The organism is Bacillus sp. GMa5/1, assembly GCF_050172015.1.
Taxonomy (GTDB): domain Bacteria; phylum Bacillota; class Bacilli; order Bacillales; family Bacillaceae_G; genus Bacillus_A; species Bacillus_A cereus.
The window spans coordinates 19,881-37,205 of record NZ_JBNLYC010000040.1; the positions used below are offsets into that span (position 1 = coordinate 19,881).

Here is a 17,325-nt window from a genome sequence, read left to right on the forward strand (position 1 = left end):
AAAAATGAAAACGTATGAATTGTATTTAATTCAAGAGGATATTGCGAAAGCTTATTTTGGTCGTGAATATTTGTTTTTTGATTTATTTGCTCGATTTTCAGAATCTGGGTCCCTTTCGGAGAAAAAAGTGTTATATAAGCAAATGATGTATATAACGATGCCATTGCAAGTAATGAAAATTCATCATAAATTAGAACAAGCTTTGCGCGTTCTTGGTAAATATGATAGAACACATCATACACATACACTTTATACGGGAGCGGAGTACGGCGAAATAATGGTGAAACCGCACTATATTCGTATGAATACCTCTGGAAATGTCTCTATGGAAACAACATTCTTTGAGGTGTTAAGAAAGTGTGAATTAACATTTTTAGCTATGGATTATGAAAATACAAAGTACGGATGGCTGAATCCTCTAAAACAAGTACGAACATATGTGTAAAAAATGTCGAATTGTATCTTGTCTTATTGAAAAGGTTTTAGTACACTGTAAGGTAGACAACATGAAGGAGGAAAATATATGCCAATTTGGTTAGGTATTCTAGTGGGCGTAGTAGCACTAGTAGCAGGCGTGGCGTTAGGATTTTTCATTGCCCGCAAATATATGATGAATTACTTACAAAAAAATCCACCAATTAACGAACAAATGTTAAAAATGATGATGATGCAAATGGGACAAAAACCTTCCCAAAAGAAAATCAATCAAATGATGAGCGCAATGAACAAGCAACAAATGAAATAAGCGCTAAAAGACACTCGCTAAGAGTGTCTTTCTTTTTGTTAGTTATAGTTTTTAAAACTTTTAAAAATTCTGTATTTTTGGTAAACTGAAAACATCGCTCATTTTAAGGGAGGAGGAAAAAAATGAAAGTGTTTATGAATTTAGCGTGGTTTTTTAAACAAGAAAAACGAGCGTACATAACTGGAATTATTTTATTGTTTGGCGTTGCACTTTTAGAACTTGTAGCACCAAAAGTAATTGGAATCGTTGTAGATGAAATTAATGATGGAACATTGACGACCGATAAGTTACTAAAATGGGTTGTACTATTAGTAATTGTAGGCATTACGATGTACATATTACGTTACATATGGCGTATTATGATTTTCGGGTCTTCATTAAAATTAGCTCGCCAATTACGAAAAAATTTATATGAACATTTTACAAAGATGAGTCCATCTTTCTATCAGTCAAATCGAACAGGTGATTTAATGGCACATGCGACCAATGATATTCAAGCGATCCAGCAAACTGCTGGAGCAGGTGTTTTGACGCTTGTTGACTCATTAGCTGTCGGAGGATGTGTACTCGTAGCGATGGGTTTTACAATTAGCTGGAAGTTAACATTATTAAGTTTAATTCCAATGCCGATTGTAGCTATTTCGACAAATTATTATGGAACTTTATTGCATAAAAGGTTTCATAAAGCACAGCAATCGTTTTCGGAAATCAATGATAAAGTGCAAGAGAGTATGAGTGGAATGAAAGTGATTCGCTCGCTTGGACAAGAGAAAGAAGATTTGCAGGCGTTTCGAAGAAAATCAGAAGATGTTGTACATAAAAATGTGTTAGTTGCACGTATTGATTCGTTATTTGATCCGACAATCTCTCTTATCGTTGGATTTTCTTTTTTAATCGCAGTATGTTATGGATCGGTATTAGTTGTAAGAGGTGAATTAACAGTAGGTGATCTCGTTACATTTACGACATATTTAGGTACCCTCGTTTGGCCAATGTTAGCGTTTGGATGGTTATTCAATATTATGGAGCGTGGGCGTGCTTCATATGACCGTGTAGAAAAAATTCTTTCACAAAAATCAGATGTAGTAAATAGCGAAAATGCTGTACAGACAATAGCGAGCGGTAATGTTTCGTTTGCCGTTGATTCATTTTCGTATAAGAAAAATGAATTGTTACATTTAAACGATATTCACTTTGATTTGAAGAAGGGCGAAACGCTAGGAGTTGTAGGACGTACAGGCGCAGGGAAAACAACTTTATTAAAATGTTTAATCCGTGAGTATGATCATTTTAATGGTGAATTAAAAATTGGGGAGCGAGATATTCGAGATATAACACTTCATGGTGTCCGTTCTGCCATTTCATACGTGCCGCAAGATCATTTTTTATTCTCAGCAAGTATTGGTGAGAATATTGCCTTTGGAAAGGCGGATGCTACATATAATGAAATTACCCAAGCTGCAGAGATTGCTTGTATTCATAATGACATCCTCCAATTTTCAGAAGGATATGAAACAGTAGTAGGGGAAAGAGGTGTTTCGTTATCTGGTGGTCAAAAACAGCGAATCTCTATTGCTCGTGCTTTATTAACAAATGCTGAAATTTTAATTTTGGATGATTGTTTATCAGCAGTAGATGCAAAAACAGAAGAGACGATTTTAAGTGCCTTAAAGAGGGAAAGAGCAGGGAAAACGACGATTATTACTGCACACCGATTAAGTGCAATTCAGCATGCCAATCTTATTCTTGTTGTTGATGAAGGTAGAATTGTACAAAGAGGTACACATGAGGAATTAATGAAGGAAAACGGCTGGTATAAGGAAATGTATGAAAGCCAGCAATTAGAAGCTTTAGTCGAGAAAGGAGGCGTATGATGGTAGAGAAGAAGCGAAGTGATTTAAGTAGATTGCTTTCCTATATGAAGCCATATAAAGGGTTGCTATCTTTAGCATTTATCTTTTTAGTTGGTGCGACAGTAACGGAAATGATGGGTCCTTTTTTAATTAAACAATTCCTCGATGAACACCTAGTACCGCGGGATTTTGAACGATCAGCGCTCGTTACTTTATTTGTAATTTACATAGTTGCTCATTTATTAAAAGTATTATTTACGTATTTAAATCTATTGTACTTTCAGAACATTGCTTTTAAGATTGTTCAAGATATGCGAGTTGAAGTATATGAACATGTTCAAAAGCTGTCATTAAGTTTCTTTGATCGTACGCCGATTGGTACACTTGTATCGCGTATAACAAATGATACGGAAGCGATTAAAGATTTTTATGTTAGTGTATTATCAACATTTGTGAAAAATGTAGTCTTTTTAGTAGGTATTTTAGTAGCGATGTTTTTATTAGATGTAAAATTAGCGCTATTTTCTCTCGTATTAATTCCGATAATGTTTGCGATTATGGTATTATATCGCCGGAAAAGTGCAGCTTTTTATTTAGAAGTACGTAATCAACTAAGCGTGTTAAATGCAAAGTTGAACGAGTCCATACAAGGAATGAATATTGTTCAAGTGTTCAGACAAGAAAAACGTATGAGAAAAGAGTTTGAAGAAGTGAATAATAAACATTATAGTGCAGGGCGACGTACTTTGAAGTTAGACGCATTACTTTTACGACCAGCTACGGATTTAGTGCATATTGTAGCTATTGCGTTAGTACTAGGTTTATTTGGGATTGATGCTTTAAAGAGCCCTGTTGAAGTAGGAGTTTTATATGCTTTTGTTAACTATATACATCGTTTCTTCCAACCTGTAAATGAGATGATGATGAAATTGTCCTTTTTCCAACAGGCACTTGTTTCGTCATCACGTGTATTTCATTTAATGGACGAGAAAGATTTAGCACCGGTTCAAAAAGGCAATGAGAATCCTCAAGTTGTGGATGGGGATATTGAATTTAAAAATGTTACTTTTTCATATGATGGAAAGCGTGACGTTTTAAAAAATGTATCATTTCACGTGAAACAAGGGCAAACGGTTGCTTTTGTTGGGCATACTGGTAGCGGAAAAAGTACGATTATGAATTTGTTAATGCGATTTTATAATATTAAGTCAGGAAATATTGTAATAGACGGTGTAGATTTAGAAAAATTTGAAGAACGAGAAATTAGAAAGAAAATAGGACTCGTATTGCAAGATGCATTTTTATTTGCTGGAAATGTAAAGCAAAATATTCGTATGTATAATGAAGAAATTACGGATGAAGAAGTAAAAGAAGCTGCTCGATTTGTGCAAGCAAATACGTTTATTGAAAAGTTACCAAAACAGTATGAAACAGAAGTAGTAGAAAGAGGTGCAGCATTTTCAAGCGGTCAACGACAATTAATTGCTTTTGCTAGAACGATAGCAACGAATCCGAAAGTATTAGTATTAGATGAAGCAACAGCTAATATCGATACAGAAACAGAAGAGGCTATTCAAACAGCGTTGCAACAAATGCGAAAAGGTAGAACGACGATAGCCATTGCGCATAGGTTATCTACAATTCAAGATTCAGATCAAATTTTTGTGATGCATGATGGAGAGATAGTAGAAAGAGGAACACATCAAGAATTACTAAGTGAGCAAGGTTTGTATTATAATATGTACTTGCTACAAAATAAAGTGAGTTTGCAAAAGGCCTTGTAATACAAGGTCTTTTTTATTTTGTATACAACATATGTTTACTCTTTGTTTCTATAGCATAAATGTTGTGTCCTCTTATGAAACTTGTACATATTGTATGTATACGAAGTAAAAAAATTGATAGGAGATTTTATATGCAAAACAGATCAAGTTCAAATGTTACGTTTATTGATGTGTCTCATTGGGAAGGGAATATTGATTGGAATGCAGTGAAGGCATCTGGAATTCCAGCAGCGTATGCAAAAGCGACAGAAGGTGTAAACTACATTGATCCTACTTTTACTAAGAATGTACAAGCAGCACGAAATGCGAATGTATTAATTGGTGCATACCATTTTGCACGCCCAGAACAAAATGATGCAATTTCAGAGGCGAAATATTTTGTGGGTATATTACAAAATAACCAGACAGACTTAATGCCAGTTCTGGATTTAGAATCACCAACAGATCCGAGCAACAGTAATTTAACTGGTAACGCTATATCGAATTGGGCAAGAAGCTTCATAAATTATGTGAAACAGGCTACTGGAAAAGATGTAATGTTATATACAGGAGTTTGGTATATTAATGAGTTCGGAATTAGCGGATTAAGTGATATACCGCTTTGGATTGCTAAATACTCGAGTACACCGCCTGCTGATGCTGGTGGATGGACAGCGTGGACAGCGTGGCAGTACACAGATTCTGGACAAATTTCAGGCGTAGGAAATTGTGATGTATCAGCTGCAGTTTCATTAGAAGCTTTAAAAGGGAATGGAGCAAGTGGTGGAGGTAATGTTTCCCCGCCTAATAATGCAACTCCAGTGTACGGGGTTGCTATAATTAATGGAGATAATGTGAATTTGAGAAGTGGACCATCTTTACAGTCTAGTGTAATTCGCCAATTGAATCGTGGCGAAACATATGAAGTTTGGAGAGAACAAGATGGATGGCTTTGCTTAGGGACAAATCAATGGATATACTATGATCCGAGTTATATTCAGTATGGTGTACAATAGAGTGAAAATAAAAGGTGCCCCGTCAGAGGTGCCTTTTATTAAAAATATACAACTTTTACAAAGTCTATATCGAAACCATAGTATACTATAGTAGATATATTTATAAAAAATAATCGAAAATGAAATAAAGGAGTAAAAATATGAATTATGTGCTAATAGGTGCGATTTTAATATTATTAGCTGTAGCATTTGTGCTGTTTTATAAAAATAAACAGTTAGAATCAGAGAGTCAGCAAGTAGAATTTGAAAAGAAACAAGCGATTGAAACGTATAAAAATGAAATTGCAGCTACAGTGATAGAGCATAAAGAACAACAAAATAATTTAAAAAATATGGAACAGAAAAAATACAATGATTTACAAGTAAGTGCAAATAGAGAAATTGAAAATATGCGTATGATGAAAAATCAATTAGCTATGCAGCATAGTAAAGAACGTAGTGAAATACAAAATAAACATAATAACGAAATACATATGTTTCAAAAATTAATTGCAAATTTACGAGAATATACTAAAAACGGTGCTGAAATGAATACGTACGAAACATTACATTATATGAAGCGAGGATTTATAGAGCAAGGCATCATATTAGATGCTGAAATTCAAATCATGCCGAATGTTTTTATTAAAAATAATAGTGAAATAAACGATAATCGAATCCATCATCTCATCTTGTGCAAAACTGGTGTTTATCTACTTGAGACGAAAGAATGGGAAGAGAAATTAATTCATGGTTTAACGAAAGAAAATGCTGGTATATATTCATTTATGATTGATGAAATGGGTAAGTATCAACAAGAAGTTGAAAAAGAAGAGACATTTGAATATATAGTAGGTAAAGATTCGTCAACTATACAAGTGAAAAATGAAGGAAATCCAGTATATAAGGCGAAGAAACTATCTCAAATTTTATACAATTGTTTGAAAGAAATGCAGGCTAATAGTATAAAAGAAAAGGTAAAACCAGTTGTATATTTTTATAATGAAAATGGAAAAGAAATAATAGATCTTTCTAGTGAGGAAACACCTAGATTAAAAAATCGGGAGCAAATTGTAACGTTCTTCAGAAATGAAATCTTAGCAGGGAAAGTAGTATATACAGTGCAAGAATTAGAACAGATTCGAGAAATGATTAGCCGGATGAATTATATAGTGAGTTAAAAGGGGAGATCTTTCTGAACGCTATGCTACGTGGCATTTTGTATGTCTATTTTTGTTTGTATATAGTAATGTACATTCTATTTATATTCGTCATTGATATGGTCCATATACCCTTAAGTGTAAGGAGCATTTTTGTAGTATTCATACCATTTGTTTTATTAGTCATGATTCAAAGGGCTATTTTATATGTTTCTAAAAATCGTAATGAAGAAAAGAAGCAAATGTTGGGGGTTTTAATAGTAGCACTCATACCATTAATAGTGTGCACTGTACAACTAAGTGTAAATGAATATACATCAAAGTTTAATCAAAATAGATGGTTAAATCATGCAGATAAGCGGGTATATATGGTAGATGATCTATTACAAAAATATAAATTAATAGGGAAATCAAATGAAGAAATTATACAATTGTTAGGAGCTCCAACGGAAACGAGAAGTGGGGAAGAAGGAGTTACCACTTTGTATTATCTTGGGACTGAACGTGGCTTTATTCCAATAGATAGCGAACAGCTTGTTTTCCAATTTGATAGAGATGGAAAAGTCATGGAATATACGGTGCATAAAGATTAAAGAAACGTAGAGGGAAGCTATATGTTATAGCTTCTTTTTTATTTTTCAATATGTCACGGAAGGGGGAGAAGGTTTTTGAGTGGAATAAGGAATGAAAGCGGAGGTGATGCATATATATAGATGCATTGGGTGATTATTAGTCCGATTGGTGAGGGGTAATAATTAATAAGTACGGACAAAAACCCCACTCATTAAAGTTTTACTTTATCATATTGTATAAATGAAAAGGAGGTAAGACGGTGAAAGCAATCCCGACTGATGTCCTGAGTAAAGAATTGATGGAAAGAGAAGGAGTTATATCTATTACAGTAAAGGAATTTGAAAAAATAGAAGTAGCTGGAGTAGTGGTCGCTGGTCCAGCGGTTATTTTGATTAATCAAGATTAAGTACATATTTTTGAAATAAAAAGCATCCGTCTAGGATGCTTTTTATTTGTATGTAAGGATAAATATGATGGATAATTGTGTTACTGGAGGGAAAGTCTGTGGCAATTATTATAACAATGTTAGTAATGGGTATTTTATTAGGATTTGTTGGAGCTGGAGGAGCTGGGTTTATTATCGCGATACTCACTTTAGTATTTCATATTCCTATTCATGTTGCTCTTGCAACATCTTTAACTGCAATGGCATTTACGACATTATCAGGTGTTGTCAGTCATTACCGTGAAGGCAATGTTGCATTTATTATAGGCGGGATTGTTGGAGGATTTGGCGCAATTGGCTCTTATATTGGTTCTAAATTTGGTTCACTTATACCAGCACATCTTCTTCATTGGTTTACAGCTGGGATGTTATTTTTATCGGCAATTTTTATGTTTATTAAATTAATTATGTTCCAAAACAAAGAACAGTCATCTTTATATAAGCATAAAGAGTTTTCCATGAACTACTTGTTGAAATGTATATGCCTTGGATTAGTTACTGGAATGATGGCTGGTTCATTTGGGATTGGTTCTGCACCGTTTATTCAGCTTGGATTAATGGTTCTATTGAGACTAACGATTCAGCAATCTGTAGGGACAACGATGCTTGTTATATTACCGATTGCAATTGGAGGTGGGCTAGGATATAGTTCGGAAGGATATTTAGATTATATATTGTTATTGCAAGTATTAATCGGGACCATGTTAGGGGCATATATTGGCGCGAAGTTTACAAATTATGCACCGCGAATGCTTTTGAGGTTTTCGATGATTATGACACCGGTTTTAGCTGGATGTATGCTATTGATGGAATAAGGTGAAATTATAATAAGTAGGGGGTTACTGCTTACAAATAGCGGGATAAAATTAATATAGCAAACTATTAATATATTTTACGAATGAATTATGTAGGTAATTCATATTTCCCATATAAAAGGATTTGTTTTAATATTATGAGTGTAAAGTTCGAGTATTCGAAGTACTACTTGAATTATATCCCTATCCCTTTTCTAAAAATGCGAACAAGTTTTGCCCTATTCTATTCAATAGTTAATTGTATAGAAATATATTGTTCGATGACCATTATGGAACGTACATAATGGGAAAATCCCGATCCTTAAAGAGGATGCCCCTAATCTTCATGTGAAAATATGATCGGATAAGAAAGCTGACCAATTGATGGTCAGCTTTCTTTTTGTTCAAAAACAATTTTTTCTTTAATTTCTGTTTGTAATAATACAGTTTTTCCGAAGCGACGTTTGCATTCCGCACGCACTTTTTCAATGGCTAGTAGCTGAGTAGTGGCGGGAACTGTGACAATAGCTTGGCGAGGCTTTCGATTTTCTTCACAAAAGACACATTCCACAACATAATTAGAAATCATATTTTCATCCTTCCAGTTTTAATTTCTAAGAAGGGATTGCCTATGAAGTTGATGTAATCTTTCGTCATTGTTTTATTTTTTTCCTCTTTTTTTCAAGGGGAAAATAATAAAGAAGGCGAATTTTAGTAGGGGAGGGATGTTTATGGAGAGATGGATAGGTAGTGCAGCGGTATGTGTAAATGAAAAAAATGAAGTTTTAATGGTATTGCAGGGCAAAGAGGGAGAAGAAAAAAGGTGGTCTGTCCCAAGTGGAGGACTTGAAAAGGGAGAGACACTAGAAGAATGTTGTATTAGGGAAGTTTGGGAAGAAACAGGTTACAATGTGGAAGTTGTAAATAAAATATATGAAAAAGAGGGTATTACATACGGTGTTCCAGTGTATGTCCATTATTATTTTGTTAAACAAATAGGCGGTAATATGAAAATCCAAGATCCTGATGAGTTAATACATGAAATTGCTTGGAAAGGGATACATGAAGTTGAACAATTGTGTTTAGCTTTTCCAGAGGATTATGAATTGCTGTGCCAATATATAGATAAAGAAGCAAGTATGTAAATACTTGCTTCTTTAATGTATCCAAGACAAGAAAAGCGGAACGATAACTAAACTAGCGCCTGCTGTTAAAAGCATAGATAAACTTGCAATTGTTCCTTCCACAGGACCGATTTCGAATGCTTTTGATGTACCGGTTCCATTTGCGCTTGTTCCTAACATAATACCTTTTGCGATTGCTGTTTTAATACGGCAAATACGTATGAGAGAAGGACCGAGCAATGCTCCTGTTAAGGCAGTTAAAACGACAAATACAGCAGTTAATTGTGACATGCCACCAATCATTTCTGAAATAGCCATTGCGATTGGTGTTGTTACGATATGTGGCGCTAAACTATGTTCTAGTGATGAATCAATTTGAAAATAATTTGCTAGTAGTGCTGAAGTAATGACTGATAAAAACGAACCGACAATGACATTAAGTAAGATAGCCATTCCATGTTTCTTTAATAAATCAAAGTATTTATAGATTGGCCATGCAAAAGCAACTGTTGCGGGTTTTAATAATTCAGTTAACCAATGACCACCAGATTCATATGTTTCATAAGGTGTATCTAATCCGAGCAATAAAGCAATTAAAATAATGGGACAGACGAGAAGAGGAGAAAGTAGACTCCAATTCCAGCGTTGATACATTTTTTTTGATAGCCAATATGTGAATAGTGTTAATAGTAAACAAAGAAATCCGATCATTGCGTTGATCCTTTCCGCTTTAGTAGCAATTCTGTTAAAAGTCCTGTAACTAAGGTAACGCAAAGAGTGCTAATCATAATAATTAAAATAAGATCGATTCCATATTGTGTTAGTGTATCTCTGTAACGTATGACAGCGACTGCAGAAGGGATGAAAAATAAAATAAGTTCTTTTAATAAAAAATCTGCTCCGTCCTGTATCCATTCTTTTTTAACTAGGTTAAATTTTAATGAAATTAATAATAAGAAAATACCGATTATACTTCCTGGAACTGGGAGGTGTGCCTGTTTTGCAATCCATTCACCTGTCCAAGCGAAACAAAATAGTAATAAAATTTGTCCGCTTAACTTCCACCATTTCATACAGTAACCACCTCTTTCTTTTGTTACATAAAAATTGTAAAAAAGAATTAACAATTTCTACTATACGTTCATTCAAAATATTTGTCTAATATATAAATTATATGTTATTAATATATAAGACATATTAATCGAAAGTGAAAAGGGTGTCCAAAAATGGAATTACGGCATTTGCAATATTTTGTTGTTGTGGCAGAAGAGTTACACTTTGGACGGGCGGCTGCTCGTTTACAAATGACACAACCACCACTTAGTCAACAAATACAGCAATTAGAAAAAGAAATGGGAGTTACATTATTTTCAAGAACGAAAAGAAAGGTTGAACTAACAGAAGCAGGAGAAATGTTTTTAAAAGAAGTAAAAAAGGCGTTTGAACAAATTGAAAAAGCAGTAGAAGTTGCACAAAGTGCACAAAGGGGAGAAGTAGGATCACTTTCAATTGGTTTTGTAGGTGCGGCGATATATGATATTTTACCATCAATTGTTAGGGAATATAGAAAGAAATTTCCGAGAGTGTCTGTTGCATTACATGAATTGTCAACACCAGATCAAGTTCATGCACTTCATGATAACCGTATCGATATTGGCTTTTTACGTCCACCAATTCCAACGCAATTATTAGAATTAGAGCCAATTCAAAGGTTATCTTGCACTTTGTGTTTACCAAAGGCACATCCACTTGCAGAGAAAGATGAAATACATATAGAAGATTTACGAGATGAGCCGTTTGTATTTATTACGAGACCAGTATGGCCAGCTTTGTATGATACAATTCTATCTCTTTGTAGAGAAGTTGGATTTAGTCCACGTATTGTACAAGAAGCAACAGAGTATCAAACAGTTATGGGGCTTGTAGCAGCAGGGATTGGAATTACAGTAATACCCGTGTCGGCAAATAAGTTATATAAAACAGAAGTTGTATATAAAGAGTTATATGATTCTAATTTCGTTGCAGAAATGTCAGTGGCTTACAAAAAAATGAATAGTAATCCAGAGCTGCTAGAGTTTTTAAAAATTGCAAGAGAGAAGAAAAGAATAGAAGTAGAAGATGAGTAATAGAATAGAAGTAGAAGATGAGTAATAGTAGTAACAGAAAATGGATTTGATTCAAATCCATAAAAGTACACCTTATTGTTCTTTTTTTAGCTCGATACTAAATAGATAAACGTGTTCATTTTCTTTTAAGAGTAAATCAATACCCTTTTCTTCGTCAATTGTAGGGACGCTTACAGTTTCTTGACTGGTTTGGATTACAGCAGCTAAAGTTGTTTTTTGATTGTATTTTAAATTTTTTATAGATTGGATTGTAGTAGTTGCAGAGCTATTTACGCTTGGTGGCGCTTCTTCAGGAACAAGTGTTGAACCACCTTCAATATTCAGATACCACTGCCTTTTTTCTTGTATATCTTTATCAAATTGGAAATGTGGTGGTAAAAAAGAAAGCTTTACTTTCTTTTTTGAAAAATGTGAGGTAGCTATATTAGCAATTTCTTTTGTTTTCTTACCATTGTTATAATAATCAATTGTAGCATTTATTTCATCTTTATCATTTTTAAGCGTAACGTTATAAAATATGCTATTTCCTTCTTGAAAAGGAGTCATTTGTAAAATAGAAGCTTGCTCTTTTGTTAATTTGTATGGCTCAACAATGGCAACTTCATTGTTTTTTATTTGGCTACAACTTGTGAGTAATAATAAACACAAGATTGATAGTAATTTTATACGCATGCAACCTCCTCCTTTTTACAATTATATTCTAAATGTGATTTTTTATCATTTCGTTTTCTAGGACTAAAGACTTAGAAGAAATTCCGATTGTAGTGCGATGTTTAAAATGTCATATTTTTATACACTAGTAGTATAGAATGCGTATGTAATAAGGTAGGGGAAGAATTTTATGTCTTTATGTCGGTTAGCGAGAAAAAATATTATAACATTTGCTACCAAAAGGATGAAGCAATTTATGTGGATTGCTATGAGTACTATGATTTTGTTTTTTATGATATCGTTACAATTTAATGAAGGAGCTATTTTGAAAGTAGGGAATGCATTTGTATTTCAAATGTACTTTTACACACTTTTTATTGTACTAATTTTCATATGTATTTTTACTACATATAAAATGATGTACTCCCTTTTGCATGTGAGGAGGGAGGAGTTTATATCTTATGTAGAAGAAAATATGAAAAGAAAAGAGGTACTATGTGTATTATGTCAGGAGCAATTATTCATTTATGGAGCAGCATTTGTTTTTGGATTAATTAATGGGATGCTATTTTTGAAATTATTCACGGTTATCTTTATGAAAATCGCAGGGATACAAGGAATAAATAGTGCGCCAATTACAATATATGCAGTTGTAATTATTAGTGTAATTATGATGACTGTCGTTTTAATATCGATGATGCAATGTTATCGATTTGTTCGAAATTTAAAAGATGAAAATTCGTTGCGGTTTAAAGAAAGGGCATGAGAAATCATGCTTTTTTCTATTTTACACATAAAAATAATCATGTTACAGTGAAAAGACCTGACAAAGAATGGGAAGGAAAGGTTGTATAGAATGACAAATGAACAATCAATTGTAAAAGTCGATCGGTTAACGAAGCGAATCGGATCAAAGACACTTGTACAAAATATTAGTTTTGAAGTGAAAAAAGGCGAGGTTGTCGGTTTACTCGGACCAAACGGTGCTGGAAAAACGACTTTAATGAGAATGATGGTTGGTATGATCCGTATGACAGAAGGTGAAGTATGGATTGATGGTCAATCTGTGAAACAGCAATTCGAAAAAACAGCTGCGAAAATTGGAGCGGTAATTGAGACACCTGAATTTTATCCTTTTTTGAGCGGCTATGAAAATTTAACATATTTCGGACGAATGAATGGTAATGTGACCGAAGAACGTATCGATGAAGTAGTGAAATTGTTAGGGATGGGACAAGTAATTGATCGCAAAGTAAAAGCGTATTCACTCGGCATGAGACAACGTTTAGGAATCGCTCAGGCACTTATTCACGATCCAGACGTGTTGATACTAGATGAACCGACAAATGGATTAGACCCTAGTGGAATACATGAAATGAGAATGTACATAAAAAAAATTGCACATGAACAAGGAAAAGCTGTACTTGTATCAAGTCACTTACTTTCAGAAGTTGAATTAATGTGTGACAGAGTTATCATTATTCAGCACGGGGAATATGTGGCTACGCAAAATATTCAGCATAGCCAAAGCGAAGAGATGGAGACGATCCGTATACGTGTAGATGATGCGAATAAAGCAGCAGAAATATTAGGGCATGATGTTTTAGTAAAAGATAATGAATTACTTATTAATGTAAAAGATGAAGAAATCCCAAATGTTATTCGTACATTGCTTGAGAAAAATATTCAAGTGTATCGTGTATATGAAGAAAGAAAAACGTTAGAAGAGCAATTTTTAGAATTAACAGGGGGAAAAGATATTGTTTAATTTAGTATATAACGAACTGTATAAAATATTTAAGCGGAAGCGAACGATTATTCCATTTGCAGTTATTGCAGTATTAATAATCGGATTAGGATGGGTTACGGTAAAGTATTTTGAACCGGAAACAAAAGGATGGAAAGTAGATTATACAGAACGAACTGTAGAAATTGAGAAAAAGCTTGGCATGAAAAAAGAAGCTATTTTAGCAGAAAAATCAGGGGATGAGCTTGTAAAAGAATACCAGCTTAAGATGAAGCATTTAGATACGGATACAGCACCGGCAAGCAGTTCTCCACTTTCTTTCATGAGAGATACAGGTTTTATCGTATTTCCAATTTTGCTCCCATTTATCCTCGTGTATGCAAGTACAATTTTTGCGAATGAATATAGCTGGGGAACATATAAATTTTTAACGATACGACCAGCGAGTCGCTTTAAAATTTTAACAGCAAAATTTTTAGCAATTGTTATATTTGCAGCTTTATTATTTATATTTAATATGATCTTCTCCGCTTTATGTGGACTTGTTATTTATAAATTCCAACAGCCTGCATGGAGTGAGTTTATTTTCCAAGATGGAAATATAATAAAACAAAACATTTTTGTAGAAGCAAGTAAATATTATGTTTTATCGTGGTTACCAACGGTTGTGTACGCATCGTTTGCATTTATGATTTCTGTGTTAACAAGATCTAGTGGAGGTGCAATTGGTATTTCACTATTCCTTGCTTTATCAGGCAATATTGCGCTATTAGCAGCCACTAGATATAACTGGGCGAAATATTTATTGCCAGCAAACACAGATTTATATAGTATTTCAAAGAATGGAAGTTTTATTGATGGAGTAACATTCCCGTTTGCATCATGTATGTTGTTACTTTATTTGTTCGTATTTTTATGTATTTCATATACTGTGTTTTTAAAACGTGATTTAACTTAATAAGAAAAGCCGTTCAGGGTGCTGAGATGCACTTTGAACGGCTTTTTTTATGAGAATTGTTTAAGTGCTCTTTCGGCTAGTAAAGCAAAGTATTCTGCACTTATAGGCAGTGCCTCTTCATTAATTGTAAAAGCAGGATGATGCCATTCATGTGTACCGCTCGTTCCCATAAAGACGAATGAACCTGGTATTTCCTGTTGGTAAAATGAGAAATCTTCTCCAGCCATTGACGGACTAGGCGAGATGATATTAAGATTCATCTTTGTGGCAACTTGAGTAGATAAGTCTGTAAGAGCTTTATCGTTGTGAACAGCAGGAGGACCTGAATAAAAACAGAATTTCGTTTTTACACCTAATGCATCAGATACACCTTTAATAATACGCTCCATGAGTGCTGGAATCTTTTCACGTGTTTCAGCTTGGAATGTGCGAATCGTTCCTTCTAACGTAGCTTTTTCAGGAATCACGTTCCACGTATTTCCTGCATGAATATTTGTAACACTAACAACTGCATTATGAGATGAACTTATATTTCGGCTTACAATTGTTTGCAGTGCCATCACAATTTGAGAGGATGCGACAATAGGATCTACTCCAGCATCTGGTACAGCCGCGTGTGTACCAACTCCGTGAATTTCAATTTCAAATCGATCAACTCCGGCCATCAGTGGACCATCTTTAATGCCAATTGTACCTACTGGTAAATCAGGTTTATTATGCATGCCGAAAATCGCTTGCACATTACGTAAATGTCCAGCATCAATAACTTTGCAAGCGCCATTACTACTTTCTTCAGCTGGTTGGAATATGAAGCGAACCGTTCCATTTAGGGAAGATTCTCTTTCTTTTAATAAGAAAGCAGTACCTAAAATAGCAGCTGTATGAAAATCGTGTCCACAAGCATGCATTTTCCCTCGTACTTTAGATGCATAGGACAAATGTGTTTCTTCTTGAATAGGAAGGGCATCAATATCAGCACGAACTGCTACAATTGGTCCGTTTTTATTACCAGACACTTCAGCGATAATTCCTGTTTCTAAATTGGAATCAATGATAGTAATGTTTTTTTCTTCTAACCAATTTTTTATTGCTTTTGTTGTTTCGAACTCTTCATATGATAGTTCTGGATACTCATGTAAATGTCGACGGATGGAAATAAGTTTTTCTTTTAGTTGATTTGAAATAGATACCATGTAGTATGCCTTCTTTCTTCAGCAAAATATTTATCATAAGTATACAACAATAAAAGAGAGGATTCTCAAATGAAAATCCTCTCTCGTTTATCCCATAAAAGCCCGATTGGTTCAACTAATTAAAGTTTCACTTTATGCTGCGACTTTTTTATGCGTATGATGTTTACGATAACGTCCACGCATTGCGTATGCAATTTGCGGGATTGCAATCCCAATTAATATAAGTGATACACCGAACCATTGTGAAGATAGTACAGCCTCTTTTAAAACGAATACTGACATAATTGTTGTAACTGGTAGTTCCGCTGCACCAAGAATAGTCGCTAAGCCAGAACCGATTTTTGGAATCCCGATTGTAAAGGCAATAGATGGAATAACGATACTAAATGTTCCTAATCCTAAACCGTATTTCCAAAGACCTTGAGAAATGGCACCATTAAAAATAAATGTTGGTGGGAATACAATCATGACTAAAGTTAAAGCACCAGTCATTAAGAGAACACCGCGCGGTAATGAAGGTACTTCAACAGCAACTTTTCCGCTTACGAAAATGTATGTTGCGAATGTAACAGCAGATAATAAACCTAAAATGACCCCAGTCGTATCGAAAGCACCTACTGATTGTTCAAGTAAACCACTTGATAAAAATGTCCCTACAAGTAAGAAAATAACAGAAATAACTTTTTCTCTTGAAGGTAATGTTTTTGTTGCGACTGCTTCAATGATAATTCCGACCCAAACGAATTGGAATAAAAGAATAATTGCAATAGAAGCTGGTACAGTTTTTAATGAAGCATAATAAAAAATTCCGGTAAAACTTGCAGATGTTCCTGCAACGAATAAAAGTAATGCTTGCTTTAAAGGAACGCGACGTCTAGAAAATAGAAGTGTAATAGCAAGCAAAATAATCCAACCGAACAAATATTGGCTGCCAATTACCTCTCCAAGTGAAAATCCTTCTGCATATGCAAGCTTAACAAAAATAGCTAAAATTCCATAACTACACGCTCCTAATAAAACTAAAAGAGAATAACGAAGCATGAAAAATTCCTCCCATCTATATGAAGTTGTTCCGTATCGAAAATATATAACTAGAGGGAAGTATACAAAATTAGAAATAAAGGGTCAAATGAAAGAAAAGTATGACATTTTATAGAATAATAATAAAAGTATGATATTTATGCATAATCTTGAAATT

General features: G+C 34.1%; 19 protein-coding genes and 1 pseudogene. 14 read left to right on the top strand and 6 right to left on the bottom strand.

Annotated features, from left to right (window positions below; translation table 11 throughout):
* The first annotated feature begins 4 nt into the window (after window positions 1–4).
* The 9 genes and pseudogenes from sirA (at window position 5) to ACQGSG_RS12425 (ending at window position 8,349) form a co-directional block, all read left to right on the top strand.
* Window positions 5–445 carry a sporulation inhibitor of replication protein SirA gene (sirA, locus tag ACQGSG_RS12385; protein ID WP_000860645.1) on the top strand — a complete coding sequence of 147 codons (441 nt, stop codon included), beginning with the start codon at window positions 5–7 and terminating at the stop codon, window positions 443–445.
* Between the two features lie 78 nt (window positions 446–523).
* Window positions 524–745 (top strand): YneF family protein, encoded by a 222-nt coding sequence (locus ACQGSG_RS12390; RefSeq protein WP_001123317.1) that lies wholly within the window; start codon window positions 524–526, stop codon window positions 743–745.
* A gap of 122 nt (window positions 746–867) precedes the next feature.
* The gene (locus ACQGSG_RS12395) at window positions 868–2,619 is read left to right on the top strand and encodes an ABC transporter ATP-binding protein (protein ID WP_000862459.1); all 1,752 of its coding nucleotides are present in this window, start codon (window positions 868–870) and stop codon (window positions 2,617–2,619) included.
* On the top strand, window positions 2,619–4,382 hold the full coding sequence (locus ACQGSG_RS12400; protein ID WP_000229523.1) for an ABC transporter ATP-binding protein: 1,764 nt from the start codon (window positions 2,619–2,621) through the stop codon (window positions 4,380–4,382). The genes ACQGSG_RS12395 and ACQGSG_RS12400 overlap by 1 nt, the downstream gene beginning before the upstream one ends.
* A gap of 131 nt (window positions 4,383–4,513) precedes the next feature.
* A pseudogene (locus ACQGSG_RS12405) lies at window positions 4,514–5,365 on the top strand (GH25 family lysozyme); the annotation flags it as partial.
* A 152-nt stretch (window positions 5,366–5,517) separates the two neighbouring features.
* On the top strand, window positions 5,518–6,537 hold the full coding sequence (locus tag ACQGSG_RS12410; protein ID WP_325842489.1) for an NERD domain-containing protein: 1,020 nt from the start codon (window positions 5,518–5,520) through the stop codon (window positions 6,535–6,537).
* Between the two features lie 23 nt (window positions 6,538–6,560).
* Entirely contained in the window at window positions 6,561–7,109 is a 549-nt protein-coding gene (locus tag ACQGSG_RS12415; protein WP_000943751.1) for a hypothetical protein, read from the top strand.
* A gap of 239 nt (window positions 7,110–7,348) precedes the next feature.
* A complete protein-coding gene (locus tag ACQGSG_RS12420) occupies window positions 7,349–7,495 on the top strand; it encodes a BC1881 family protein (protein ID WP_000644411.1) in 147 nt (48 codons plus the stop codon).
* Between the two features lie 98 nt (window positions 7,496–7,593).
* Complete coding sequence (locus ACQGSG_RS12425; protein ID WP_000974654.1) at window positions 7,594–8,349, top strand: sulfite exporter TauE/SafE family protein; 756 nt, start codon at window positions 7,594–7,596, stop codon at window positions 8,347–8,349.
* 367 nt (window positions 8,350–8,716) lie between these two features.
* On the opposite strand, the gene ACQGSG_RS12430 is transcribed toward ACQGSG_RS12425, so the two are convergent.
* Entirely contained in the window at window positions 8,717–8,917 is a 201-nt protein-coding gene (locus ACQGSG_RS12430; protein WP_000625225.1) for a DUF3903 domain-containing protein, read from the bottom strand.
* Window positions 8,918–9,059: 142 nt separating this feature from the next.
* On the opposite strand from ACQGSG_RS12430, the gene ACQGSG_RS12435 reads away from it, so the two are divergent.
* Entirely contained in the window at window positions 9,060–9,473 is a 414-nt protein-coding gene (locus ACQGSG_RS12435) for an NUDIX hydrolase (RefSeq protein WP_000442975.1), read from the top strand.
* 12 nt (window positions 9,474–9,485) lie between these two features.
* On the opposite strand, the gene ACQGSG_RS12440 is transcribed toward ACQGSG_RS12435, so the two are convergent.
* Together ACQGSG_RS12440 and ACQGSG_RS12445 are read right to left on the bottom strand one after the other, a co-directional pair.
* Window positions 9,486–10,163: an LrgB family protein gene (locus ACQGSG_RS12440; protein ID WP_000578965.1), complete on the bottom strand. Its 678-nt coding sequence runs from the start codon at window positions 10,161–10,163 to the stop codon at window positions 9,486–9,488.
* A complete protein-coding gene (locus ACQGSG_RS12445) occupies window positions 10,160–10,525 on the bottom strand; it encodes a CidA/LrgA family holin-like protein (protein ID WP_000872365.1) in 366 nt (121 codons plus the stop codon). Before ACQGSG_RS12445 ends, ACQGSG_RS12440 begins: the two co-directional genes overlap by 4 nt.
* A gap of 153 nt (window positions 10,526–10,678) precedes the next feature.
* Between ACQGSG_RS12445 and alsR the strand changes: the two genes are divergently transcribed.
* The gene (gene alsR, locus ACQGSG_RS12450; RefSeq protein WP_000423234.1) at window positions 10,679–11,578 is read left to right on the top strand and encodes an acetoin biosynthesis transcriptional regulator AlsR; all 900 of its coding nucleotides are present in this window, start codon (window positions 10,679–10,681) and stop codon (window positions 11,576–11,578) included.
* Between the two features lie 72 nt (window positions 11,579–11,650).
* On the opposite strand, the gene ACQGSG_RS12455 is transcribed toward alsR, so the two are convergent.
* Window positions 11,651–12,250, bottom strand: coding sequence for a hypothetical protein (locus ACQGSG_RS12455; RefSeq protein WP_058840273.1), 600 nt, complete (start codon window positions 12,248–12,250; stop codon window positions 11,651–11,653).
* Window positions 12,251–12,419: 169 nt separating this feature from the next.
* Between ACQGSG_RS12455 and ACQGSG_RS12460 the strand changes: the two genes are divergently transcribed.
* From ACQGSG_RS12460 to ACQGSG_RS12470, 3 genes are all read left to right on the top strand, one after another.
* The gene (locus ACQGSG_RS12460) at window positions 12,420–12,995 is read left to right on the top strand and encodes a hypothetical protein (protein ID WP_053512832.1); all 576 of its coding nucleotides are present in this window, start codon (window positions 12,420–12,422) and stop codon (window positions 12,993–12,995) included.
* Window positions 12,996–13,085: 90 nt separating this feature from the next.
* Window positions 13,086–13,997 carry an ABC transporter ATP-binding protein gene (locus ACQGSG_RS12465; protein ID WP_000180622.1) on the top strand — a complete coding sequence of 304 codons (912 nt, stop codon included), beginning with the start codon at window positions 13,086–13,088 and terminating at the stop codon, window positions 13,995–13,997.
* Window positions 13,990–14,934, top strand: a complete 945-nt coding sequence (locus tag ACQGSG_RS12470; RefSeq protein WP_000482759.1) for an ABC transporter permease — start codon at window positions 13,990–13,992, stop codon at window positions 14,932–14,934. Before ACQGSG_RS12465 ends, ACQGSG_RS12470 begins: the two co-directional genes overlap by 8 nt.
* A gap of 47 nt (window positions 14,935–14,981) precedes the next feature.
* Here ACQGSG_RS12470 and ACQGSG_RS12475 read toward each other — a convergent pair whose 3' ends face one another.
* Window positions 14,982–16,127: a M20 peptidase aminoacylase family protein gene (locus tag ACQGSG_RS12475; protein WP_000253673.1), complete on the bottom strand. Its 1,146-nt coding sequence runs from the start codon at window positions 16,125–16,127 to the stop codon at window positions 14,982–14,984.
* A 132-nt stretch (window positions 16,128–16,259) separates the two neighbouring features.
* Window positions 16,260–17,168, bottom strand: coding sequence for an EamA family transporter (locus ACQGSG_RS12480; protein WP_048567468.1), 909 nt, complete (start codon window positions 17,166–17,168; stop codon window positions 16,260–16,262).
* Window positions 17,169–17,325 lie beyond the last annotated feature (157 nt).

Bases quoted from the DNA above. Each gene is read 5' to 3' on its own strand.
- ACQGSG_RS12480 (WP_048567468.1), bottom strand. From the start codon at position 17,168: ATGCTTCGTTATTCTCTTTTAGTTTTATTAGGAGCGTGTAGTTATGGA.
- ACQGSG_RS12445 (WP_000872365.1), bottom strand. From the start codon at position 10,525: ATGAAATGGTGGAAGTTAAGCGGACAAATTTTATTACTATTTTGTTTC.
- ACQGSG_RS12390 (WP_001123317.1), top strand. From the start codon at position 524: ATGCCAATTTGGTTAGGTATTCTAGTGGGCGTAGTAGCACTAGTAGCA.
- ACQGSG_RS12395 (WP_000862459.1), top strand. From the start codon at position 868: ATGAAAGTGTTTATGAATTTAGCGTGGTTTTTTAAACAAGAAAAACGA.
- ACQGSG_RS12465 (WP_000180622.1), top strand. From the start codon at position 13,086: ATGACAAATGAACAATCAATTGTAAAAGTCGATCGGTTAACGAAGCGA.
- ACQGSG_RS12460 (WP_053512832.1), top strand. From the start codon at position 12,420: ATGTCTTTATGTCGGTTAGCGAGAAAAAATATTATAACATTTGCTACC.
- ACQGSG_RS12435 (WP_000442975.1), top strand. From the start codon at position 9,060: ATGGAGAGATGGATAGGTAGTGCAGCGGTATGTGTAAATGAAAAAAAT.
- ACQGSG_RS12410 (WP_325842489.1), top strand. From the start codon at position 5,518: ATGAATTATGTGCTAATAGGTGCGATTTTAATATTATTAGCTGTAGCA.
- ACQGSG_RS12400 (WP_000229523.1), top strand. From the start codon at position 2,619: ATGGTAGAGAAGAAGCGAAGTGATTTAAGTAGATTGCTTTCCTATATG.
- ACQGSG_RS12455 (WP_058840273.1), bottom strand. From the start codon at position 12,250: ATGCGTATAAAATTACTATCAATCTTGTGTTTATTATTACTCACAAGT.
- ACQGSG_RS12415 (WP_000943751.1), top strand. From the start codon at position 6,561: ATGCTACGTGGCATTTTGTATGTCTATTTTTGTTTGTATATAGTAATG.
- ACQGSG_RS12440 (WP_000578965.1), bottom strand. From the start codon at position 10,163: ATGATCGGATTTCTTTGTTTACTATTAACACTATTCACATATTGGCTA.
- ACQGSG_RS12430 (WP_000625225.1), bottom strand. From the start codon at position 8,917: ATGATTTCTAATTATGTTGTGGAATGTGTCTTTTGTGAAGAAAATCGA.
- sirA (WP_000860645.1), top strand. From the start codon at position 5: ATGAAAACGTATGAATTGTATTTAATTCAAGAGGATATTGCGAAAGCT.
- ACQGSG_RS12475 (WP_000253673.1), bottom strand. From the start codon at position 16,127: ATGGTATCTATTTCAAATCAACTAAAAGAAAAACTTATTTCCATCCGT.
- alsR (WP_000423234.1), top strand. From the start codon at position 10,679: ATGGAATTACGGCATTTGCAATATTTTGTTGTTGTGGCAGAAGAGTTA.